Here is a 23,410-nt window from a genome sequence, read left to right as displayed (position 1 = left end):
TTCTCCCGGGAACCGTAGGTCCGTCCGGGCAGGGGTGCGGCGTTGCCCTCTGCAAGCCAAGCTTAGGCGCGCCGGAAGGACATTGCAGTCTTTTACAGTTCAGGGGCCGGGCGCGGTACCCGGAATTCATCCTGCGGTGCCGGGCTGCGGGCGCTGTCCGCACGGAGGGTACAGGCCGTGCGGAGGTCCGGTTCGACTCAGGAGCAAAGATTGCGTAGACTTGTTCCTCGGTGTTGTTCTCTTGATGCTGGAGCATGCCCGCGGACCGGTTAGGTTATGTGCGGGTGGTGCCGGTAAAGTGGAACTCTCCCGAAGGGTAGTGGCGCAATTGGTAGCGCAGCGGTCTCCAAAACCGCAGGTTGCAGGTTCGAGTCCTGTCTGCCCTGCGCATGACGTCGGTTTCGCCGTCTAAAGCAGTCCTTCATGAAGCAGCGGTGCCCGGCCTGAGGCTGCGGCCCCGTGAACCGAACAGATGAGTGAGGCGAAAGGTGACCGAGACAGCTGCCAGCAGCTCCAAGGGACACCCCTCCGGCAAGCCTCCGAAGAAGCGGGGCTTCTTCGGCGCCATTGCCCTGTTCCTGCGCCAGGTTATTGCGGAACTGAAGAAGGTTGTAACCCCCACCCGCAAGGAGCTGGTCCGGTTCACCATCGTAGTTCTCGCCTTCGTGGTGGTCATGATTATCATCGTGTCCCTTCTGGACTTTGTCTTTGGTGCTGGCGCACTGTGGATCTTCGGTTCGGGCGGCGGCGAAAGCTAGCCGTCGAATTCCCTGCAGCCAGCAGTGCGGGGAAGGTCCGTTCGAAGAACTGAGCTAGTGACAGACCAATAGAGCTGAACGAAGAAAGCAGGAATCCACGTGTCCGAGCAAGAACTCGAATCACAGATCAATGACGAAACCGCTGATCTGGATACCGAGGATCAGGTGACCGAAGCAGCCGCTGCGGCGGATGCCGGTGACGCATCGGCAGAAGACGCGGAGAATGCTGAAGAGGCTCCCTCCGAAGAGGCAGAAGCCGGCGAGGAATCCCCCGCTGCGCCCGAAGAAGACCCCGTTGCCGCCTTCAAGGCCAAGCTGCGCCGCCAGGAGGGTGACTGGTACGTCATCCACTCCTACGCCGGCTACGAGAACCGTGTGAAGGCAAACCTCGAGACCCGCATCCAGACCCTCGACATGGAAGAGAACATCTTCCAGATCGAGGTTCCAATGGAGGAAGTCGTCGAGATCAAAAACACCACCCGCAAGATCGTGAACCGTGTGCGCATTCCCGGTTACGTGCTGGTGCGCATGGAACTAACGGATGCTTCCTGGGGCGTCGTCCGCCACACTCCCGGTGTCACCGGATTCGTGGGCAACGCCCACAACCCGGTTCCGCTGAGCCTGGACGAAGTGTTCTCCATGCTTGAGCACACCGTGGTGTCCCCGAAGACAACTGCCTCCGGAGCTCCGGCCAAGGCAGCCCAGGCCGCCATCGCCGTGGACTTCGAAGTTGGCGAGTCGGTGACCGTCAACGAGGGTCCGTTCGAGACCCTTCCGGCCACGATCTCCGAGATCAAGCCCGAATCCCAGCAGCTGGTTGTCCTGGTGACCATCTTCGAGCGCGAAACTCCGGTCACGCTCTCCTTTGGACAGGTCACTAAGATCCAGTAACAGACTTCGCTGCGTACAGGACCGCTTTATCCTGCACGGCAGCGTACGGCCGCCGCGCCACGGCGGCCACCAACCCGGACGGACGCTCCTGTCCTTCGGGAACTTATTTCAGAGAAGGACCCTTTCATGGCCCCCAAGAAAAAGGTCACCGGCCTTATCAAGCTGCAGATCAATGCAGGTGCCGCCAACCCGGCTCCTCCGATCGGTCCTGCCCTTGGCCAGCACGGTGTCAACATCATGGAATTCTGCAAGGCGTACAACGCTGCGACGGAATCCCAGCGCGGAAACGTCATTCCGGTCGAGATCACGGTCTACGAAGACCGCTCCTTCACCTTCATCACCAAGACGCCTCCGGCAGCTGAACTGATCAAGAAGGCTGCGGGCGTTGCCAAGGGCTCCGGCACGCCGCACACTGTCAAGGTTGCGAAGCTGACCCAGGCCCAGGTCGAAGAGATCGCCACCCAGAAGATGGAAGACCTGAACGCCAACGACGTTCAGGCCGCCGCAAAGATCATCGCCGGCACCGCCCGCTCCATGGGCATCACCGTCGAAGGCTAATAACGCCTCACCGCACGGCCGAACGGCCGGGCACAACACAATTCATTCAGCCGAATCGCCCGCATCGGGCGTCCCGGCACGTGGCAGGGCCGAGCGCGGTCCGACAGACCACAACTGCACAAGGAGAAAAAGCAGATGGCAAAGCGCAGCAAAGCATATGAAGCCGCTGTGGCAAAGATCGACGCGGACAAGCTGTACGCGCCGGCTGAAGCCGTAGCACTGGCCAAGGAAACCAACCCGTCCAAGACGGACGCCACCGTTGAGGTTGCTTTCCGTCTGGGCGTTGACCCCCGCAAGGCTGATCAGATGATCCGCGGTACGGTCAACCTGCCCAACGGCACCGGCAAGACCGCCCGCGTCCTCGTCTTCGCCACCGGCGAGAAGGCTGAAGCAGCTATCGCTGCAGGCGCCGACTTCGTTGGTTCCGACGACATGATTGAAAAGGTCGCCGCAGGCTGGACCGACTTCGACGCCGCAGTGGCTACCCCGGACCTGATGGGCAAGGTCGGCCGCCTGGGCCGCGTGCTCGGCCCGCGTAACCTCATGCCGAACCCGAAGACCGGCACCGTCACCCCGAACGTCGCGAAGGCTGTCTCCGATATCAAGGGCGGCAAGATCGACTTCCGCGTCGACAAGCACTCCAACCTGCACTTCATCATTGGCAAGACGTCCTTCGACGCCCAGAAGCTGGCCGAGAACTACGCCGCTGCCCTGGAAGAAGTACTTCGCCTGAAGCCGTCCGCTGCTAAGGGCCGCTACATCCAGAAGGCCACCGTTACCACCACGTTCGGCCCCGGCATTGCCGTTGACCCGAACGTTACGAAGGTCCTCGCCGAAGCGTAGCCTTCCCGCTCCGGTTCCGGCCGGCAGCAGGCAAAAGCGGCCGCAGCATATTGCTGCGGCCGCTTTTTCATGTCCCGGGCGCGTCCGCGTGACAGGCACTGCAGCCGGGCCCCAGGATTAAGCCATGGATTCTCCGTTTGGCCCCGTGCGGGTTTTCCCGGTTCCCGACGCCCTTGGCGGGGAGGGGACAGCCGCGTTCCTCGCCGTCGTCCGCCTGACAAATGAGCGTTCCGCCAGGCTGTGGGGGAACTCGGACTTTGAACAGTCCGCGGCCTCGCAGCTGGCTGTGATGCAGCCCCGGATGGACGGCGTCCGGGTGATCCTTGCCCCGGAAGGACCGGAACCCGCAGGCGCCTGCGTTCTGACCCTGCCACTGGCAGACAACACCCATCTGGCCTGGGTGGACGTCCTCGTCGACCCTCATGCCGAAGGGCAGGGACTGGGGCGTGCCCTCCTGGCCGCAGCGGAGGCGCACGCCGCGGAACAGGGACGGACCGTCCTGGAAGGAGAAACTGAACACCGCCGCGTCCCAGGGGGTGGCCGGGTATTCGTTCCTGCTACCGGAGCGGGAGAGGTGCCGGCGGACCGCGCGGCCCGTTTCACCGCTGCGGCTGGATTCACGCTGGAGCAGTCGGAGCGAATCTCCGTGCTGGAGATGGACGGCGCTCAACCGGGTCCGGTGCTGGAACGGTCGCTGGAACAGGTGCAGGGCCGCTACGAACTGGTGTCCTGGTCCGGCCATGCTCCGGCGGATGTGCTGGAAGACTACGCCCTGCTGCGCCGCCGGATGAGCACGGATGTGCCAATGGGGAATATGGATTGGGAAGAGGAAGACTGGGACGCCGCCCGGGTGCGGCTGAGCGAGGACATCCGTGCCGCAGCAGGGTACGAGGTGCTGTGCTGTGCCGTAAGGGATGCAGCCTCCGGCCGGCTCGCCGGCCACACCATACTGGAGGTGAACCGGGGACGCCCGGGCGCAGCCATGCAGGATGACACCCTGGTGCTGCGCGAACACCGCGGGCACGGGCTGGGAATGCTGCTCAAGGCAGCCAACCTGGAGCGGCTCGCATCCCGGTACCCCGGGGTGAAGCGGGTTTACACCTGGAATGCGGAAGAGAACCGGCACATGCTGGCGATCAATGAGGCTCTCGGTTTCCGCCCCGCAGGCTGGGCGGGGCAGTGGCAGAAGCGGCAGCAGGTCCGGTGATTTGGTCACGGCCCGGATCTCCCGTATTCTTGAACTACCAAAGACCGTCGGTCGATGTGCCTTCAATCCCACAGCCAAGCTGAACCTTCAGTTTCCGTGTGTGGAACCCGGTTGGAGAACCATCCGAAAGTCCCTTCCAAGGGCGGCCTGCGCAGGTGAACGAAGTGAACTCCGGAAGAGATTCCGTTGAGTGCCGCCCCGTGCATCTGCCCGGGGCGTTTCTTGCGTTTGGGACCCGATCCACCGGCATTATTTTCCCCGGAAGGAGGGTTATGGCAACGCCAACCAAGGTGTCAGCAGTTGAAGAAATCACCAACGATTTCAAGGATTCAACCGCCGCTGTCCTAACCGAATACCGCGGGCTCACCGTTGCGCAGCTCAAGGAGCTGCGCCGTTCGCTCGGCCAGGACACCAAGTACTCGGTCGTCAAGAACACCCTGACGGGCATTGCAGCCAAGGAAGCCGGCATCGACGCGTTCGATGGTCAGCTCTCCGGCCCCACTGCAATCGCCTTCATCAAGGGTGACGCAGTTGCCGCTGCGAAGAGCCTGACGGATTTTGCAAAGACCAACCCGCAGCTGATCATCAAGACCGGTATCTTCGAGGGCAACGCCCTTGACGCCTCCGGTGTTGCTGCCCTGGCTGCGCTCGAGTCCCGCGAGTTCCAGCTTGCACGCGTCGCCGGTGTCCTCAAGGCCCCGATGTCCATGCTGGCCCGCTCGGTCGATGCCCTGCGCATCAAGCTCGAAGAAGAAGGCGGCGCTGCTGCTCCCGCTGCGGAGGAAGCCCCGGCTGCCGCAGAAGAAGCACCGGCCGCCGAAGCAGCCACCGAAGAGTAATAACTCTTCACCCTCAACTCCCGGTGCGTTAGCGCACCACTTATAGGAAGGACGCCACATCATGGCGAAGCTCACCAACGAAGAGCTCATTGAAGCTTTCAAGGAACTGTCCATCATCGAGCTCTCCGACTTCGTGAAGCTCTTCGAAGAGACCTTCGACGTCACCGCTGCTGCTGTTGCAGTTGCCGGCCCGGCTGGCGGCGGCGCTGCTGAAGCTGCTGAAGAGAAGAGCGAATTCGACGTTATCCTCGAAGCTGCCGGCGACAAGAAGATCGCAGTGATCAAGGAAGTCCGCGCGCTGACTTCCCTGGGCCTGAAGGAAGCCAAGGACCTGGTTGACGGTGCTCCGAAGGCCATCCTCGAAGGCGCCAACAAGGAAACCGCTGACAAGGCCAAGGAAGCCCTCGAGGCTGCCGGCGCCACGGTTACCCTCAAGTAGTACTGCTTCTGCGGCACTGCCGCAGGACAGCGAAAACCCCCGCTTCGGTGTGAAGCGGGGGTTTTCGCATGCCCGGGGAGTCAGGGGAGCGGTTCGGTGACATCCGCGACCGTCGCGTGAAGGGCTGCCAGCAGCGCATCCCCGTCCACGAAAAGGCTGGCTCCATGCTCACCGGCACCCATGGAGACGCGCCGGCCCTGGATGTCCGGTGCGGCAAAGACCGGCCACGCCCTTGTGCTGCCCAGCGGCGTGATGGTGCCGCGCGCGTAGCCGGTGGCCTCGAAGGCTTCATCGGCCGGCGGAAGCACCAGCTTGTTGGCGCCCGCGGCCGCGCGGAGCTTGGGCCAGGAAATCTGGGCATCCCCGGGTACCAGGACGAACAGGTACTCGCCTGCTTTGCGCCGGACTACGAGCGATTTCACGATATCCGCCGGAGTAATGCCGAGCAGCTCTGCTGCGCTTGCCAGGCTGGCAGCAGCGGGCCTGTCGATTACCTCTACGTCGAGCCCAAGGCGGCCTGCGGCTGCAAGCACCCGGTTTCGGCCTTCCGGTGAAGACTCCAAACTAAGGCCTGTACAGCAGCAGGGCTTCACCCTGGCCGCCGCCTCCGCAGAGCCCGACGGCGGCACGCCCGGAACCGCGCCGGTTCAGTTCGTGCGCCGCGTGCAGGGCAAGCCTGGCGCCGGAAGCGCCGATGGGGTGGCCGAGGGCTATCGCGCCGCCGTGGATGTTGCAGTCCGCCAGTTCGACGCCGAGCTCCTGCAGCGACTGCACAGCCACCGAGCCGAACGCCTCGTTGATCTCGACGAAGTCAAGATCCGCCGCGGTCCAGCCGGCCCGCTTGAGTGCCTGCGAAATGGCATTGGCAGGCTGCGAGTGGAGGCTGTTGTCCGGCCCCGCAACCTGCCCGGGCATTCCGACGGCGGCAAGCACGGGCAGGCCCTGTTCCTCGGCGAAGGCGCGTGTGGTCAGGACCAGTGCGCTGGCGCCGTCGGACAGCGGTGAAGAGTTGCCGGCGGTGATGGTGCCTTCCGGATCGAACGCAGGGCGCAGCCCGGCGAGGGTCTGAACTGTGGTCCCGGGGCGGACACCTTCATCGGCCGTAAGCACCAGGGGATCGCCTTTGCGCCGGGGAACGGTGACCGGGGCGATCTCGACGTCGAAGATCCCGGCTTCGGCAGCGGCGGCAGCCCTCTGGTGTGAAGCCGCGGCAACCTCGTCCTGCGCCGTTCGGCTGATGCCGAGGGCGCCATTGCCCCGCTCAGTGGAGACACCCATGGACTCGTTGTCGAAGGCATCCGTCAGGCCGTCGTGTGCCACTGAATCAAGGACGGACATGCTGCCGTAGTTCCAGCCCTGCCGGGAGCCCGGCAGTACGTGCGGGCCGCGCGTCATGGATTCCTGGCCGCCTGCCACCACCACCGTCGCTTCACCCGCGCGGATAAGCCGTGCTGCGTCGATGACGGCGGCGAGCCCGGAGAGGCACACCTTGTTGATGGTCACGGTGGGGACATCCCAGCCCAAGCCCGCCTTGATGGCTGACTGCCGGGCGGGGTTCTGGCCGCAGCCGGCCTGCACCACGTGGCCCATGATCACGCTGTCTACCTGGGAGGCATCAACGCCGGACCTCTCCAGTGCGCCGGCAATGGCCAAGGCGCCGAGTTCGACGGCGGTGAAGGAGGCGAGCTGGCCGTTCAGCCGTCCCTGCGGGGTTCGTGCCCCGCCGACGATGACGACCTCCGGTGCCGTCCCGAATCCTGCAAATGCGTCAGTGCTCATGCCGCTAATCCACTTTCATTGAAGGCGATCCCATGGGTGCTGCAAATTCGCCTATAGGCTACCCGCTCGCCGTGGCGCAGAACACACCCGGCACAGGACAGGTGGCCCGGATTTGCCGTCCGAGGTGCGAGGACACGGAAAGCACGCGCGCAAAACGCGCGGATCCGCCGCACGTGGGGTACTCTATGGGGGTAGCCAAGCGTCATATCGGTTCGCTGGCTCCGCCCGCAGCTCCCCGACAGGAAGCCGCAGCTCAGGAACTTTTGGAGATTCCCGCTGCCGGATCCGGGGTTGAGCTGGCAGGGGTTTCGATTACCGGGTAGACTTCTGTGTCCCCAATGCCCTATAGTAGATATTTGCTTCCCTCTCTTAACCTTCAGCCTTCATATAGCGGTGGGCTGTGTCACGGGCCAAGCGGCGTCCGAAGTGTTCACGCAGGCGTTTTCAACGCCTCTGCGGTGGCCACTCGCGGCGCCCGGGACCGCCAGGACGCGCGCGGACCAGGTCCGTCAGTGCAGAGTGGGAGCGCGAAACACGCCTGAAGGTCTGTGGAAGGATCCCTCTTGGTCGCCTCGAGCACCTCTAATAATGCAACCGCTACCACTCCGGAGAACGCAGCTTCCCGGATTTCATTCGCAAAGATTCACGAACCGCTGGATGTTCCCAATCTTCTTGCCCTGCAGACGGACAGCTTTGACTGGCTCGTAGGCAACGAACGCTGGAAGGAACGCCTGCGGAAGGCCCAGGAAGAGGGCGACGCAGGATTCGCCACCACCTCCGGCCTCGCGGACATCTTCGAAGAAATTTCCCCGATTGAAGACTTCCAGGGCACCATGTCCCTGAGCTTCTCGGAGCCGGAATTCGCTGATCCGAAGTACACCATGGCTGAGTGCAAGGACCGGGACGCAACGTACTCGGCACCGCTGTACGTCAAGGCCGAGTTCATGAACAACAACACGGGCGAAATTAAGCAGCAGACCGTGTTCATGGGCGACTTCCCGCTGATGACGGACAAGGGCACCTTTGTCATCAACGGCACCGAGCGCGTAGTCGTCTCGCAGCTGGTCCGTTCCCCGGGCGCCTACTTCGAGCGCGCCGCTGACAAGACCAGCGACAAGGACATCTACACCGCGAAGATCATTCCTTCCCGCGGTGCATGGTTCGAACTCGAAATTGACAAGCGCGACCAGGTTGGCGTCCGCCTGGACCGCAAGCGCAAGCAGTCCGTAACCATCCTGCTCAAGGCCCTCGGCTGGACCGAAGGCCAGATCCTTGAAACGTTCGGCGAGTACGACTCGATCCGCGCCACCCTGGAAAAGGACCCCACGGAAACCCAGGAAGATGCCCTGCTGGACATCTACCGCAAGCTCCGTCCGGGAGAGCCGCCCACGGTCGAGGCTGCCAAGACGCTGCTGGAGAACCTGTACTTCAACCCGAAGCGCTACGACCTGGCGAAGGTTGGCCGTTACAAGATCAACCGCAAGCTCGGTGTCGAGAAGCCCATCGGTGACCCTGACGCTTCGGTCCTGAACATCGACGACATCGTCGCGATGATCAAGTTCCTCGTGGCGCTGCACGCCGGCGAGAAGACCATTCCGGGCAAGCGCGACGGCCAGGACGCGGACATCCGCGTTGAGGTCGACGACATCGACCACTTCGGCAACCGCCGCATCCGCGCCGTTGGCGAACTGATCGAAAACCAGATCCGGACCGGCCTTTCCCGCATGGAGCGTGTTGTCCGCGAACGGATGACTACCCAGGATGTCGAGGCGATCACGCCGCAGACCCTGATCAACATCCGTCCGGTCGTTGCTGCGATCAAGGAGTTCTTCGGAACTTCCCAGCTCTCGCAGTTCATGGACCAGAACAACCCGCTCGCCGGCCTGACCCACAAGCGCCGCCTTTCCGCGCTGGGCCCGGGCGGTCTGTCCCGTGACCGTGCAGGCATGGAAGTCCGAGACGTCCACCCCTCGCACTACGGACGTATGTGCCCCATCGAGACCCCTGAAGGCCCGAACATCGGCCTTATCGGTTCGCTGGCTTCCTACGCCCGGATCAACGCCTTCGGCTTCATCGAGACCCCGTACCGCAAGGTTGTGGACGGCGTCGTCACCGACCAGGTTGATTACCTGACCGCAGATGACGAGGTCGAGCGCACGATCGCCCAGGCGAATGCCCCGCTGCGTGCAGACAACCACTTCGAAGAGGACCTCGTCCTCGTTCGTGCCCGCGGCGGATCCGGCGAGCCCGTGCTCGTCGAGCCCGATGGCGTCGAGTACATGGACGTTTCCCCGCGCCAGATGGTGTCGGTGGCAACGGCCCTGATCCCGTTCCTCGAGCACGACGATGCCAACCGCGCCCTCATGGGTGCGAACATGCAGCGCCAGGCCGTGCCGCTGCTCCGTTCCGAGCGTCCCGTTGTGGGCACCGGCATGGAGAAGTATGCAGCCATCGACGCCGGTGACTCCGTCACCGCCGCCAAGGCCGGCGTCGTCACCGAGGTGTCGGCTGACCTGGTCACCGTCATGAACGACGACGGCACCGAGACCAGCTACCCGATCATGAAGTTCGCACGCTCGAACCAGGGCAACGCCTACAACCAGCGCGTGATCGTCTCCGAAGGCACCCGCGTTGAGGTCAACGACGTCATCGCTGACGGACCCTCCACGGACCAGGGCGAACTGGCACTGGGCAAGAACCTGCTCGTTGCGTTCATGTCCTGGGAAGGCCACAACTACGAAGATGCCATCATCCTCTCGCAGCGCATGGTCTCCGACGATGTCCTGACCTCGATCCACATCGAGGAGCACGAGGTTGACGCCCGCGACACCAAGCTCGGTGCCGAGGAAATCACCCGCGACATCCCGAACGTGTCCGAGGAAGTCCTCTCCCAGCTCGACGAGCGCGGCATCATCCACATCGGTGCCGAGGTTGAAGCCGGAGACATCCTGGTTGGCCGCGTTACCCCGAAGGGCGAGACGGAACTGACCCCCGAAGAGCGCCTGCTGCGTGCCATCTTCGGTGAGAAGAGCCGCGAAGTCCGCGATACCTCCCTGAAGGTTCCCCACGGCGAGTCCGGAACCGTCATCGGCGTGCGCATCTTCGACCGCGACAACGACGACGAGCTGCCCCCGGGCGTGAACCAGCTGGTACGCGTCTACGTGGCACACAAGCGCAAGATCACGGACGGCGACAAGCTGGCCGGCCGCCATGGCAACAAGGGCGTCATCTCCAAGATCCTCCCGATCGAAGACATGCCGTTCCTGGAAGACGGAACGCCCGTCGACATCGTCCTGAACCCGCTGGGTGTTCCGGGCCGTATGAACGTCGGACAGGTCCTGGAAATCCACCTGGGCTGGGCTGCCAAGCAGGGCTGGAAGATCGAAGGCGAGCCGGACTGGGTCAAGGACCTGCCCGCGCTGCCGCGTGAAACCGGACCCACCACCGTTGCCACCCCGGTGTTCGACGGCGCCAGCGAGGATGAAATCACCAACCTCCTGGACTCCACGAACGTCACCCGTGACGGTGACCGCCTGATCGGCGCTTCCGGAAAGGCCCGCCTGTTCGACGGCCGCTCCGGCCAGCCGTTCCCGGATCCGATCTCCGTTGGCTACATGTACATCCTGAAGCTGCATCACCTTGTCGATGACAAGATCCACGCACGCTCCACGGGTCCGTACTCCATGATCACGCAGCAGCCGCTGGGTGGTAAGGCACAGTTCGGCGGCCAGCGCTTCGGTGAAATGGAAGTCTGGGCCCTGGAAGCCTACGGTGCCGCTTACACCCTGCAGGAACTGCTCACCATCAAGTCCGATGACATCCACGGCCGCGTCAAGGTCTACGAAGCCATCGTCAAGGGTGAGAACATCCCGGAGCCCGGCGTTCCGGAATCGTTCAAGGTGCTCATCAAGGAAATGCAGTCGCTGTGCCTGAACGTGGAAGTCCTTTCCACCGAAGGCAACACGATTGAAATGCGTGACTCGGATGAAGAAGTCTTCCGGGCCGCGGAAGAGCTGGGTATTGATCTGTCCCGCGCAGAGCCGAGCTCAGTAGAAGAGGTTTAGGTTTCATCCCCGGCTGGCGCCGGGAAGTCCGGAACGGCGGCAACGAAATTCCGCAGCTCGCTTCAGCTCGCTGGGAATGTCAAAGCCGCCTAACCCGGACCACCCGGCGCCGGCGGGGGTCTCACCTTCGCGTCTTTCCGTACCCGAGACATTCAGATTTAGAGAACAAGAGAGAACAGGGACCCATGTCCAACGATTCCACGTTCGGCCTCATGCGAATCGGCCTTGCCACTGCGGACGAAATCCGCAACTGGTCTTACGGCGAGGTCAAAAAGCCGGAAACCATCAACTACCGAACCCTGAAGCCGGAGAAGGACGGTCTTTTCTGCGAAAAGATCTTCGGTCCTTCCCGTGACTGGGAGTGCTACTGCGGCAAGTACAAGCGCGTGCGCTTCAAGGGCATCATCTGTGAGCGCTGCGGCGTCGAGGTTACCCGCGCCAAGGTCCGCCGCGAACGGATGGGCCACATTGAGCTCGCCGCTCCGGTAACCCACATCTGGTACTTCAAGGGTGTTCCCTCCCGCCTGGGCTACCTCCTTGACCTGGCTCCGAAGGACCTCGAAAAGGTCATCTATTTCGCTGCCTACATGATCACCTCGGTCGACGAGGAGAACCGCCACGCCGAACTGCCGAACCTGCAGGCCGAGCACGACCTGGAGCGCAAGCACCTGGTAGACCAGCGCGACTCCGACATCGCCGCGATCGCCAAGGACCTCGAGGACGAGCTCGCTCGCCTCGAAGGCGAAGGCGCCAAGGCAGCGGACAAGAAGAAGGCCCGCGACTCCGCCGACCGCCAGATGGCAAAGGTCCGCCGCGACGCAGACAACAACATCGAGCGCCTCGAGCAGGTCTGGGAACGCTTCAAGAACCTCAAGGTCGGCGACCTCGAGGGCGACGAAGGCCTGTACCGCGAACTGCGTGACCGCTACGGCCTGTACTTCGAAGGCTCCATGGGCGCCGAAGCCATCAAGAAGCGTCTTGAGGACTTCGACATGCAGCAGGAGTCCGAGAACCTGCGCGAAATCATCCAGAACGGCAAGGGCCAGCGCAAGACGCGTGCCCTGAAGCGACTGAAGGTTGTCAACGCGTTCCTCACGACGTCCAACAGCCCCATGGGCATGGTCCTCGACGCCGTACCGGTGATCCCGCCGGAACTGCGCCCGATGGTCCAGCTCGACGGCGGACGTTTCGCGACGTCGGACCTCAACGACCTGTACCGCCGCGTGATCAACCGCAACAACCGCCTGAAGCGCCTGCTTGACCTCGGTGCCCCCGAGATCATCGTGAACAACGAAAAGCGCATGCTCCAGGAAGCCGTTGACTCCCTGTTCGACAACGGCCGCCGCGGCCGTCCGGTCACCGGACCGGGCAACCGCCCGCTGAAGTCGCTTTCGGACATGCTCAAGGGCAAGCAGGGCCGGTTCCGCCAGAACCTGCTCGGCAAGCGCGTTGACTACTCCGGCCGTTCGGTCATCGTCGTCGGCCCGCAGCTGAAGCTGCACCAGTGCGGCCTGCCCAAGCAGATGGCGCTGGAGCTCTTCAAGCCGTTCGTGATGAAGCGCCTGGTTGACCTCAACCACGCGCAGAACATCAAGAGCGCCAAACGCATGGTCGAGCGTTTCCGCCCGCAGGTCTGGGACGTGCTGGAAGAGATCATCACCGAACACCCGGTGCTGCTCAACCGTGCACCCACCCTGCACCGCCTCGGCATCCAGGCCTTCGAGCCGCAGCTGGTTGAGGGCAAGGCCCTTCAGCTGCACCCGCTGGTCTGCGGCGCCTTCAACGCTGACTTCGACGGCGACCAGATGGCAGTGCACCTGCCGCTGAGCCCCGAAGCCCAGGCAGAAGCACGCATCCTGATGTTGTCCTCGAACAACATCCTGAAGCCGTCGGACGGCCGTCCGGTGACCCTGCCCTCGCAGGATATGATCATCGGCCTGCACCACCTGACCACCAAGCGCGAAGGTGCAGCAGGCGAAGGCCGCGTGTTCTCCTCAATGGCGGAAGCCATCATGGCGAACGACCTTGGCGAGCTGCACCTGAACGCCCCGGTCAAGATCCGCGTCGAAGGCTTCGTGCCCAGTGACGAGCAGCCGGCTCCGGAAGGCTGGGAAGAGGGCACTTCCGCCCTCATCCCGACCACCCTCGGCCAGGTGCTGTTCAACCAGACCCTGCCCGTGGACTACCCCTGGGTTGAGTCCGTGGCGGACAAGGGCCAGCTCTCCAAGATCGTCAACGACCTTGCCGAGCGCTACCCGAAGGTCGTCACTGCTGCCACCCTGGATAACCTGAAGGACGCCGGTTTCTACTGGGCCACCCGCTCGGGCGTTACCGTCGCCATCTCGGACATCGCTGCTCCGATCGACAAGCCTGCCATCATGGAGGTTTACGAAGCACGCGCTGCCAAGGTTGAAAGCCAGTACGGCAAGGGCCTGATCGCTGAAGACGAGCGCCGCCAGGAGCTCATCGACATCTGGAACCAGGCAACCAACGAGGTTGCCAAGGCTATGCGTGACAACATGCCGATCCAGAACAACATCAACCGCATGGTTTCCTCCGGTGCACGAGGCAACTGGCTGCAGGTCCGGCAGATCGCCGGTATCCGTGGCCTGGTGGCCAACCCGAAGGGCGAGATCATCCCGCGTCCGATCAAGTCCTCCTACCGTGAGGGCCTGTCGGTGCTGGAGTACTTCATCGCCACGCACGGTGCCCGTAAGGGCCTGGCTGATACCGCACTGCGTACCGCCAACTCGGGTTACCTGACCCGTCGTCTGGTGGACGTCTCGCAGGACGTCATTGTCCGCGAAGAGGACTGCGGTACCGAGCGCGGCTTGAAGGTCACGATTGCTGTTCCGGACCACAACGGCGAACTGGTGCTGCACGAAGAGGTCGAGAACTCGGCGTACGCCCGTACGCTGGCTACCGACGTGACCGACGCTGAAGGCAACGTCCTGGCCAAGGGCGGCGACGACGTCGGCGATGTGCTGATCGAGAAGCTGTTCAAGGCCGGCGTCACCGAAATCAAGGTCCGCTCCGTGCTCACCTGTGAGTCGGCAGTCGGAACCTGTGCCCTCTGCTACGGCCGTTCGCTGGCCACCGGCAAGACCGTGGACATCGGCGAGGCCGTTGGCATTATCGCCGCGCAGTCCATCGGTGAGCCCGGTACCCAGCTGACCATGCGTACCTTCCACACCGGTGGTGTTGCCTCGGCGGAAGATATCACCCAGGGTCTGCCCCGTATCCAGGAGCTCTTCGAAGCACGTACCCCCAAGGGCGTTGCTCCGATCTCCGAGACGGCCGGCCGCGTCACCATCGAAGAGACCGACCGCCAGATGCGTCTGGTTGTCACTCCCGATGACGGCTCCGAGGAAATCGCCTACCCGGTCCTGCGCCGTGCCCGCCTCCTGGTTGCCGACGGTGACCGCGTAGAGGTTGGCCAGCAGCTGGTTGCAGGTGCAGTGGATCCCAAGCAGATCCTCCGCATCCTCGGCCCGCGCAAGGCACAGGAGTTCCTGGTGGACGAAGTCCAGCGCGTTTACCGCAGCCAGGGCGTAGGCATCCACGACAAGCACGTGGAAGTCATCGTCCGCCAGATGCTGCGCCGCGTGACCGTGATCGAGTCCGGCGACTCCGACCTGCTCCCGGGTGAGCTGGCCGAGCGCCGCCGGTTCGAGAGCGAGAACCGCCGCGTGGTTTCCGAAGGACGCCGTCCGGCCGCTGGCCGTCCGGAGCTGATGGGTATCACCAAGGCATCCCTGGCAACCGAGTCCTGGCTGTCCGCTGCTTCCTTCCAGGAGACCACCCGCGTCCTGACGCAGGCGGCCATGGAAGGCAAGAGCGATCCGCTGCTCGGCCTCAAGGAGAACGTCATCATCGGTAAGCTGATCCCGGCCGGAACGGGCCTGCCCCGTTACACCGAGGTCACGGTTGAACCGACTGAGGAAGCAAAGGCCAATCTCTTCACCGGCCCGAGCGCCTTCAGCGACTTCGACTACGCCGGAGTTGACGGTGGCCTGAGCCCCGAGTTCCACGCCATCCCGCTGGATGACTACGACATGGGCAGCGAGTTCCGCTAAGGCTAATTAGCCAAACGGACCGCATACCGCGAGGGAAGGACCCTGCCGAAAGGCGGGGTCCTTCCCTCGTTAACGGATGCCGCTGTCCGGCGCCGGACCGGCGGCAGGGGGCTCCGGCGCCGTCGTATGCCAAAGTACTTGTATGGCCAATTCCCCCTCCGGCGACTCCATGGCGCAGCGCATTGTGCGCGTGATCTCGGCGTTCGACGCCGAGCATGCGGCCATGCCCGTGGCGGTGCTGGCGCGCCGGGCCGGGCTGCCGCTCTCGACGGCGCACCGGCTCGCGGGTGAGCTCGTGTCGCTGGCCCTGCTGCAGCGCACGGACAGCGGAGAACTGCGCCTGGGCCTGCGGCTCTGGGAACTGGCCAGCCGCAGCTCGGCCGCACTGGACCTGCGCCAGGTGGCCATGCCGTTCATGGAGGACATTCAGGCGGTGATCCGCCAGCACACCCAGCTGTCCGTCCTGCAGGAGGACGAGGTGCTGTTCATCGAACGTCTCTCCAGCCGCGGCTCCGTATCCAACTTCGCGAAAGTTGCCGGCAGGCTCCCGCTGCACATCTCGTCCTCCGGCATGGTGCTCATGGCGCACTCGCCCCGGCATGCGCAGGAGGAGTTCCTTAACCGGCACCGCAATGACCCGTTGCCCTTTCCTGCGGGCGATACCCTCCGGCGGCAGTGGGCTGAGATCCGGCGGGAGGGGTGCGCGACGCTGCCCGGCGTCGTCGACCCCGAGACAACGGGTATTGCCGTACCGGTCTTTGGCCCCCAGGGTTCGGCAGTGGCAGCACTGGGTGTGGTGGTTCCGCGCGGGAAAGAGAACACGTCCGCAACGGTCCCGGCGCTCATGACTGCCGCCAGGGGAATCTCCCGCGGATTGGGAACCGACTCAGCCGAAGCCGGCCCCCGCTACGGCAGCGGCGCAGGGGTAGGGGACTGACCCCGCCCATCGAGATGGCAGAAAAAGCTCTTATGAGCGTCCATAAGGGCAGTTTCTGCTGTCTCGATGGGGAAGATTTCCATTGAATGGGAATCTACTCGCGGACAATATGTGCTGGTCCTCACACTGGGAGAGGGGCGTTCCAACCCCCGTTCTTCCCGCCCGTCCCCGAAGGAGTCCTGCATTGGCTGCAGCCCGCACCGTCCTGAAGACCAAAGTCGGCATTGTTGGAGGCGGGCCCGCAGGCCTGATGCTCTCCCATCTGCTGGCCAAGTCAGGCATCGAGAGCATCGTGGTGGAAAAGCGTGATCACGAAACCGTCCGCACCACCCACCGCGCCGGGATCCTGGAGCACGGCAGCGTCAGGATGCTCACCGAGGGCGGCGTCAGCGATCGGGTGCTGACCGACGGCTACAAGCATGACGGAATCGACCTGCGCTTCGACGGCGAAAGCCACCGGATCGACTTCGAGGAACTGGTGGGGGAGTCGGTCTGGCTCTATCCGCAGAACGAGGTGTTCGTTGACCTGGCTGCCGCCCGCGAGCGGGACGGCGGCGACGTTCGCTACGCCGTATCCAATACTGAGGTGCTGGACCAGACGACGCCGGTTCCGAAGATCCGTTTCACCGACGCTGACGGCACGGACTTCGAAATCCACTGCGACATCCTGGTTGGCGCCGACGGCTCACAGGGCATCTGCAGGCGCTCCATTCCCAAGGAACTGCGCACCGACAACTTCATCGAGTACCCGTTCGCCTGGTTCGGCATCCTCACCGAGGCGCCGCCCAGTGCGCCCGAGCTGATCTATGCCAACTCCGAGCACGGCTTCGCCCTGATCAGCCAGCGCAATGACAACGTGCAGCGCATGTACTTCCAGTCGGACCCCAATGAAGACGCAGATGCCTGGAATGACGAGCAGATCTGGAACGAACTGCAGCGCCGCGTCGACGGCCCGGACGGCTTCCAGCTCAAGCGCGGTCCGATCTTCGAAAAGACAGTCCTGAAGTTCCGCTCCTACGTCTGCGAACCGCTGCGCTACGGCAACATGTTCCTGGCCGGCGACGCCGGACACACGGTTCCGCCCACCGGCGCCAAGGGCCTGAACCTGGCACTGGCGGACGTCAAGGTTCTGTTCGAGGCAATTGATTCCTTCTATGCCACGAAGTCCGCGGACCTGCTTGACGGCTACAGCGACAAGGCGCTCAAGCGCGTCTGGCGCGCGCAGAACTTCTCCTATTGGATGACTTCCATGCTGCACACCCGCCCCGACGCCACCGACTTTGAGCGCAAGCGTGCCCTTGGTGAGCTGAACGGTGTTGTCTCTTCCCGCCACGGGCAAGCCTACCTGGCCGAGGCCTATACCGGCTGGCCGGAACACTGAAGCCCGTCCCGGTGAGGGCCGGGTGTCTGTTCACAATGTGAACATCTGTACCACCAGTGAACACGCGGTGTACTGTGGGTTTGATCCACGGGATGCCTACCCACCGCGGGACGCAGTGAGGCGTCCTGCCCTGACAGGAAGAAGGACCATGGACAAGAACACCATGGACACGGACAACGGTTCCGCCCTTGCGGAAGACCTGTCCGCGGACAGCCATGTGGTTGAGCGTCTCGACGCTGCCCAGGCTTCACAGAACCAGATTTCCGAGGAGATCAGGACCATCCACGAGGCATACCGGAAGGGCGTGGAGGAGGGGGCCCCCGAGGAGACCCAGCCGCGCGTGGACTTCCGGCCCTACCGCAGTTCGCTGCTGCGCCATCCGACGAAGAACCTGCACCACACGGACCCCGAGACCATTGAACTCTGGTCCCCGGCGTTCGGTCACCAGGATGTGCATCCGCTGGAAGCGAACCTGACCATCCAGCACAACGGCGAACCCCTGGGCGAGCGCATCATCGTCCGCGGACGGGTGCTCGACGGCGACGGACGTCCGGTCCGCAACCAGCTTATCGAGGTCTGGCAGGCCAACTCCGCCGGCCGTTACATCCACAAGCGGGACCAGCACCCGGCACCGATCGACCCGAATTTCACCGGCGTCGGCCGTGCCATCACAGGTGATGACGGTTCGTACGAGTTCCTTACCATCAAGCCCGGGCCCTACCCGTGGAAGAACCACTTCAACGCCTGGCGCCCCGCGCACATCCACTTCTCGCTTTTCGGGACGGACTTCACCCAGCGGATGATCACCCAGATGTACTTCCCGGGTGACCCGCTGTTCGCACTGGATCCGATCTACCAGTCCATCACCGATCAGAAGGCGCGCGACCGGCTCGTCGCCACCTACGATCACAGCATCACTTCACACGAGTGGGCCACCGGATACAACTGGGACATCGTGCTGACCGGCAGCAACCGCACCTGGATGGAAGAAGAGGACGCAGAGTCATGACTGAGAAACTCACGGCCACTCCCGGCCAGACCATCGGCCCCTTCTACGGCTACGCGCTTCCCTTTGAAAAGGGCGGCGAACTGCTCGCACCGGGCCTTCCCGGGGCCATCCGGCTGCAGGGAACCGTACGCGACGGTGCCGGAGAACCGATTCCCGATGCCCTGCTTGAAATCTGGCAGGCCGACGCCGAGGGTAATATCCCTCAGCGGACCGGCTCGCTGGTCCGTGACGGCTACACCTTCACCGGCTGGGGCCGGGTTCCGGTGGACAATGCCGGCAACTTCACGTTCACCACGGTGAACCCCGGGCCCACGGAAGAAGGCTCAGCACCGTTCATTTCCGTAGTGATCTTTGCCCGGGGACTCCTGAACAAACTCCACACCAGGATGTATCTGCCGGAGGACCAGGAAGCCCTGGCACAGGATCCGCTGCTCGCCTCGCTGCCCGAAGACCGCCGCCGCACCCTCATCGCCACCCGCGAGGCGGACGGCGGACTGCGCTGGGACATCAAGCTGCAGGGCGAAGACGAAACCGTCTTCCTGGCTCACCCGGGAGCGTAATCCCTTGGCTCCTGCGGAAACTGCCGACTACGGACTGTTGTCGCCGGCATGGGCCGGCACCCGTGCCGCCGCACTGACCTCGGATGAGGCGCTGCTGCAGGCCATGCTCGATGTCGAACTCGAGTGGCTGCGGGTGCTCGCCTCCGCGGGCCTGGTTAATCCGGAGATTCCAGCGGCCGTTGCCCCGGCGTGCCAGGCAAACCGCTACGACATCGCGGACCTGGCAGCCCGTGCGCAGGGCGGCGGGAACCCAGTCATCCCACTGCTGGCCGATCTGCGCGCAATCGTCCGGGAGGAAGCACCGGCTGCGGTGGGCCCGATCCACAAGGCTGCCACCAGCCAGGACATCCTGGACTCCGCACTGATGCTGATGTCCGCCAGGGCATTGGAGACTATCCTCGCCGACGCCTACCGGGCCCAGGCTGCACTGGCGGACCTTGCCCGGGAATACGCGGATACCCTCAGCGTCGCCCGTACCCTCACCCAGCATTCGCTGCCCTCAACCTTCGGCCTGAAGGCAGCCCAGTGGCTGCACGGGATCGGCCAGGCGACCGCGGTCCTGGAAGCCGCTGCCGCAGCCCTGCCCCTGCAATGGGGTGGAGCCTCGGGCACGATGGCGGCGCTCACCACGGCAGCCGAAGGATCAACCGCAACGCCGCTGGATCTCTCCGCGGAGCTCGCTGCCCGCCTCGGACTCGCAGATCCTGTTGCGCCCTGGCACACCAACCGGCTTCCGGTCACAGCGCTGGGCGGCGCACTTGCAGACCTGCTGGCCGCAGCCGGGAAGGTTTCCAACGACGTCCTGCTGCTCAGCCGGCCGGAAATCGGCGAGGTCAGCGAACCGCGGGAAGCCGGCCGCGGCGGATCCTCCGCCATGCCGCAGAAGCAGAACCCCGTCCTCTCCGTGCTGATCCGCAGCGCAGCCCTGGCTGCGCCCGGCTACACCGCCATGCTGCAGGCGGCTGCCGGCGCCGCCGACGACGAACGTCCGGGCGGATCGTGGCACGTTGAGTGGCAGGCCCTGCGCCAGCTGCTGCGGCTTGCCGGGGGAGCGGCAGCGAAACTTGCCGAGCTCTCCTCCGGTCTCCACATTCACACCGAAGCGGTCGCCCGGAACCTTGCCGCCGCCGGTCCGCTGGTTGTCAGCGAGAAGGTCATGGCTCGCGTGGCACCTCTCCTGGATGCAGGCACCCCCGGACAGGGAAAAAAGAAAGTCCAGGAGCTCGTGTCGCGTTCACTGGCCGGTGAGGACTTCGCCGCCTTGCTGCGCGACGCCGTGCCGGAACAGGCCCTCAGCGACTCTGACAGCGCAGACCTGCTGGATCCGGCCAACTACCTCGGCCAGTCCAATGCACTGATTGAACGAATCATCTCGGCTTACCCCGGAAGGACAAACGCGTGAGCGTCCCGCAGATCAAGGCAACCCAGCTCTCCAACGCCGGACCCTCAGCCCCGGTGCTGATCGCCGGGCCTTCGCTGGGCACCTCCGGCACCGCGCTGTGGGCCGGCACTGCCGCCCTGCTTGAGGGCGTCACCGTCATCGCATGGGACCTGCCCGGCCACGGCAACAGCCCGGCTGCTGCTGAGGCATTCTCCATCGGGGAACTGGCCGCCGCCGTCCACCAGCTGGTGCAGGACGCTGCTGCGGCAGGAGATATTTCCCCGCAGCAGGACGTTCACTACGCCGGGGTTTCGCTGGGCGGCGCGGTAGGCCTCCAGCTGGGGCTGGATTTCCCCAAGGACTTCACCTCGCTGGCCATCCTCTGCTCCGGAGCCAGGATCGGGGATGCTGAAGGCTGGGAGGCGCGCGCCGAGACCGTCCGGAACCAGGGCACGCCGGCGGTGCTGATTGGCTCGGCCCAGCGCTGGTTTGCCGAAGGGTTCATCGAACGTGAGAAGGGCATCTCAGCGGCACTGCTTCATTCCCTCCAGGACGCCGACCGGTTCTCCTACGCTTTCTGCTGCCAGGCCCTGGCAGCCTTCGACGTCCGAGACCGCCTGGCGGAGATCGAGGTCCCGGTCCTGGCCGTGGCGGGCGACCAGGACGCGGTAACGCCTGCGTCCTTCGCCGAACTGATCGCCGACGGCGTGCCCGCCGGGCGCTCCGCCGTGGTAGCCGACGCCGCCCACCTGGTGCCGGCAGAGCAGCCCGCGGCTGCCGCAGAGCTGCTTGGCAGCTTCGTCCGCGCAGCGAAGTAGCCCCCACCACCGCAGCCGCATCCCAGAAACTCCCCAGAAACATCCAGAAACATCCAGAAACATCCAGGAAGTCCAGAGAACAGGCATCAGAGTGATTGAAGAGCACAGCGCCAAGACCCAGCAGGAAATCTACGCCGAGGGCATGACGGTGCGCCGCGAGGTGCTTGGCGACGCCCACGTTGACCGCGCCAACGCAGCCAAGGACGGCTTCACCGCCGACTTCCAGGACATGATTACCCGCTACGCGTGGGGAACCGTCTGGACCCGTCCCGGGCTGGACCGGAGGATGCGCAGCGCCATCACGCTGACTGCGCTGATTGCCCACGGGCACCTGGAAGAACTGGCCATGCATGTCCGGGCCGCACTGCGGAACGGGCTGTCACGGGATGAGATCAAGGAAATCTTCCTGCAGTCCGCCATCTACTGCAGTGTTCCTTCTGCCAACTCGGCCTTCAAGACAGCCCAGAACGTCTTCGCCGAACTGGACGCCACAGAAAACTAGGGCTGGCACAATACGCCAATCTCGGATAAATTCGCATATTGTACGAATGTTCGCAGATTGAACAATCGATCGAGCCCTGACTGCGGCGCTGCAAGCACCAATAGCGGCCTCCGCGGCGGAATCGGTCCGCGATCACGGCTGCCGCAACCAGTCAAAGGAGCCACGGTGAACCAGGCCTACATTTACGACGCAGTCCGAACCCCGTTCGGACGTTTCGGAGGAGCCCTCGCCGGGATGCGGCCCGACGACCTCGCCGCACAGGTCATCCGGGCCTCCGTCGCCCGGGCGCCGGGACTTGATCCCGAACGCATCGACGAAGTCATCTTCGGCAATGCCAACGGTGCGGGCGAGGAAAACCGCAACGTGGCCCGCATGGCCACGCTGCTTGCCGGCCTGCCGGTTTCACTTCCCGGCACCACCGTTAACCGGCTCTGCGGGTCCTCCCTCGACGCCGCCATGATCGCCTCCCGGCAGATCAACACCGGCGAGGCGGACCTGATGCTGGTGGGCGGAGCCGAATCCATGAGCCGCGCTCCCTGGGTCCTGCCCAAGAACGAGAAGCCGTTCCCGGCCGGTGACCAGACCCTGGCCTCCACCACCCTTGGCTGGCGGCTGGTCAACCCGCAGATGCCCAAGGAGTGGACCGTCTCGCTGGGGGAAGCCACCGAACAGCTGCGCGAAAAGCACGGCATCAGCCGTGAGCGCCAGGACGAGTTCGCGGCCCGGTCCCATGAGCAGGCGGCGCGGGCCTGGGACGAGGGACGCTATGACAACCTCACGGTGGCGGTCGACGGCGTTGAGCTGTCCCGTGACGAGAGCATCCGCGCAGGTTCAACCGTGGAGAAGCTCGCCACGCTGAAGACCGTCTTCCGCCCGGCAGCGGATTCCACGGCCGGCGGCACCGTCACTGCCGGCAACGCCTCGCCGCTGAACGACGGCGCCTCCGCGGCCTGGCTGGGCAGCGAAGCGGCGGCCGCAATCCTTGGCCTGGAACCGCTGGCCCGCATCGCCGGACGCGGCGCCGCCGCCAACGAACCCCAGTACTTCGGCTACGCGCCGGTCGAAGCGGCCAACACCGCGCTCAAACGGGCCGGAATTTCCTGGGGCGAGGTTGGCGCCGTCGAACTCAATGAAGCCTTCGCCGCCCAGTCCCTGGCTTGCCTTGACGCCTGGGACATCGACCCTGCGATTGTCAACGCCTGGGGCGGTGCGGTATCCATCGGGCACCCGCTGGGCGCCTCGGGCACCCGGATCCTGGGCACCCTGGCCCGCCGGCTCGAAGCTACCGGTGAACGGTGGGGCGTGGCCGCCATCTGCATCGGCGTCGGGCAGGGACTCGCCGTCGTACTCGAAAACACCAAAGCCTAG

19 protein-coding genes and 1 tRNA gene are annotated in these 23,410 nt (G+C 64.3%); 18 read left to right on the top strand and 2 right to left on the bottom strand.

What is annotated here, in order from left to right; all coding sequences use genetic code 11:
• Positions 1-313 precede the first annotated feature (313 nt).
• From ITX31_RS07325 to rplL, 8 genes are all read left to right on the top strand, one after another.
• A tRNA-Trp gene (locus ITX31_RS07325) sits at positions 314-386 on the top strand.
• A gap of 102 nt (positions 387-488) precedes the next feature.
• Positions 489-758: a preprotein translocase subunit SecE gene (secE, locus tag ITX31_RS07320; protein WP_194782780.1), complete on the top strand. Its 270-nt coding sequence runs from the start codon at positions 489-491 to the stop codon at positions 756-758.
• 99 nt (positions 759-857) lie between these two features.
• A complete protein-coding gene (gene nusG / locus ITX31_RS07315) occupies positions 858-1,649 on the top strand; it encodes a transcription termination/antitermination protein NusG (RefSeq protein WP_194782779.1) in 792 nt (263 codons plus the stop codon).
• Positions 1,650-1,775: 126 nt separating this feature from the next.
• The gene (rplK, locus tag ITX31_RS07310; protein ID WP_091602584.1) at positions 1,776-2,207 is read left to right on the top strand and encodes a 50S ribosomal protein L11; all 432 of its coding nucleotides are present in this window, start codon (positions 1,776-1,778) and stop codon (positions 2,205-2,207) included.
• Positions 2,208-2,342: 135 nt separating this feature from the next.
• Complete coding sequence (rplA, locus tag ITX31_RS07305) at positions 2,343-3,050, top strand: 50S ribosomal protein L1 (RefSeq protein WP_194782778.1); 708 nt, start codon at positions 2,343-2,345, stop codon at positions 3,048-3,050.
• A gap of 124 nt (positions 3,051-3,174) precedes the next feature.
• Complete coding sequence (locus ITX31_RS07300) at positions 3,175-4,257, top strand: GNAT family N-acetyltransferase (protein WP_194782777.1); 1,083 nt, start codon at positions 3,175-3,177, stop codon at positions 4,255-4,257.
• A gap of 272 nt (positions 4,258-4,529) precedes the next feature.
• Positions 4,530-5,096, top strand: coding sequence for a 50S ribosomal protein L10 (gene rplJ / locus ITX31_RS07295; RefSeq protein WP_091602593.1), 567 nt, complete (start codon positions 4,530-4,532; stop codon positions 5,094-5,096).
• 61 nt (positions 5,097-5,157) lie between these two features.
• Entirely contained in the window at positions 5,158-5,535 is a 378-nt protein-coding gene (rplL, locus tag ITX31_RS07290; protein ID WP_091602597.1) for a 50S ribosomal protein L7/L12, read from the top strand.
• Positions 5,536-5,615: 80 nt separating this feature from the next.
• On the opposite strand, the gene ITX31_RS07285 is transcribed toward rplL, so the two are convergent.
• Both ITX31_RS07285 and ITX31_RS07280 read right to left on the bottom strand, forming a co-directional pair.
• Positions 5,616-6,068 (bottom strand): YbaK/EbsC family protein, encoded by a 453-nt coding sequence (locus ITX31_RS07285; RefSeq protein WP_323745607.1) that lies wholly within the window; start codon positions 6,066-6,068, stop codon positions 5,616-5,618.
• 31 nt (positions 6,069-6,099) lie between these two features.
• Positions 6,100-7,314, bottom strand: a complete 1,215-nt coding sequence (locus ITX31_RS07280; RefSeq protein WP_194782775.1) for an acetyl-CoA C-acetyltransferase — start codon at positions 7,312-7,314, stop codon at positions 6,100-6,102.
• 563 nt (positions 7,315-7,877) lie between these two features.
• Between ITX31_RS07280 and rpoB the strand changes: the two genes are divergently transcribed.
• From rpoB to ITX31_RS07230, 10 genes are all read left to right on the top strand, one after another.
• Entirely contained in the window at positions 7,878-11,378 is a 3,501-nt protein-coding gene (rpoB, locus tag ITX31_RS07275) for a DNA-directed RNA polymerase subunit beta (RefSeq protein ID WP_194782774.1), read from the top strand.
• Positions 11,379-11,563: 185 nt separating this feature from the next.
• Positions 11,564-15,454: a DNA-directed RNA polymerase subunit beta' gene (locus tag ITX31_RS07270; RefSeq protein ID WP_194782773.1), complete on the top strand. Its 3,891-nt coding sequence runs from the start codon at positions 11,564-11,566 to the stop codon at positions 15,452-15,454.
• A gap of 142 nt (positions 15,455-15,596) precedes the next feature.
• Complete coding sequence (locus ITX31_RS07265; RefSeq protein ID WP_194782772.1) at positions 15,597-16,391, top strand: IclR family transcriptional regulator; 795 nt, start codon at positions 15,597-15,599, stop codon at positions 16,389-16,391.
• A 184-nt stretch (positions 16,392-16,575) separates the two neighbouring features.
• On the top strand, positions 16,576-17,772 hold the full coding sequence (locus ITX31_RS07260) for a 4-hydroxybenzoate 3-monooxygenase (protein WP_228529095.1): 1,197 nt from the start codon (positions 16,576-16,578) through the stop codon (positions 17,770-17,772).
• Positions 17,773-17,920: 148 nt separating this feature from the next.
• The gene (gene pcaH / locus ITX31_RS07255) at positions 17,921-18,781 is read left to right on the top strand and encodes a protocatechuate 3,4-dioxygenase subunit beta (RefSeq protein WP_194782770.1); all 861 of its coding nucleotides are present in this window, start codon (positions 17,921-17,923) and stop codon (positions 18,779-18,781) included.
• The gene (gene pcaG, locus ITX31_RS07250; protein WP_194782769.1) at positions 18,778-19,341 is read left to right on the top strand and encodes a protocatechuate 3,4-dioxygenase subunit alpha; all 564 of its coding nucleotides are present in this window, start codon (positions 18,778-18,780) and stop codon (positions 19,339-19,341) included. Before pcaH ends, pcaG begins: the two co-directional genes overlap by 4 nt.
• 4 nt (positions 19,342-19,345) lie before the next feature.
• Positions 19,346-20,743, top strand: a complete 1,398-nt coding sequence (locus tag ITX31_RS07245; RefSeq protein WP_228529094.1) for a lyase family protein — start codon at positions 19,346-19,348, stop codon at positions 20,741-20,743.
• A complete protein-coding gene (locus ITX31_RS07240) occupies positions 20,740-21,540 on the top strand; it encodes an alpha/beta fold hydrolase (protein ID WP_194782768.1) in 801 nt (266 codons plus the stop codon). Before ITX31_RS07245 ends, ITX31_RS07240 begins: the two co-directional genes overlap by 4 nt.
• A gap of 91 nt (positions 21,541-21,631) precedes the next feature.
• Positions 21,632-22,042 carry a 4-carboxymuconolactone decarboxylase gene (gene pcaC, locus ITX31_RS07235; protein WP_323745606.1) on the top strand — a complete coding sequence of 137 codons (411 nt, stop codon included), beginning with the start codon at positions 21,632-21,634 and terminating at the stop codon, positions 22,040-22,042.
• Positions 22,043-22,207: 165 nt separating this feature from the next.
• A complete protein-coding gene (locus ITX31_RS07230; protein WP_194782767.1) occupies positions 22,208-23,410 on the top strand; it encodes a thiolase family protein in 1,203 nt (400 codons plus the stop codon).

This window comes from Arthrobacter gandavensis, assembly GCF_015355785.1.
Taxonomy (GTDB): domain Bacteria; phylum Actinomycetota; class Actinomycetes; order Actinomycetales; family Micrococcaceae; genus Arthrobacter_B; species Arthrobacter_B gandavensis_A.
Note: the sequence above shows the minus strand (reverse complement) of the source record. Positions and strands in the feature narration are given on the sequence as shown.